Below are 258 nucleotides of genomic sequence, written 5' to 3' on the forward strand. Positions count from 1 at the left end.
CGGCGGGTGCGCCGCAGGCCGCCGAGGTGGCCGAGGCCGCTGTGCCGGTTGCCGAGCCGGAGGCCGAGGCCGAGGTCGTGGAGGCGGCGCCGGCGCGTACGCGTCGTCGTGCGACTCGTAAGGCGACGGCCCCGGCGGGTGCGCCGCAGGCCGCCGAGGTGGCCGAGGCCGCTGTGCCGGTTGCCGAGCCGGAGGCCGAGGCCGAGGTCGTGGAGGCGGCGCCGGCGCGTACGCGTCGTCGTGCGACTCGTAAGGCGA

General features: G+C 79.1%; 1 protein-coding gene. It reads right to left on the reverse strand.

Features of this window, described 5'->3' with window-relative positions:
* Positions 1-258: hypothetical protein (locus AADR41_RS42685; RefSeq protein ID WP_342287844.1), on the reverse strand; the 258-nt coding region annotated here is incomplete at both ends.

Source organism: Streptomyces sp. CLV115, from assembly GCF_038448545.1.
Lineage (GTDB): Bacteria > Actinomycetota > Actinomycetes > Streptomycetales > Streptomycetaceae > Streptomyces > Streptomyces sanglieri.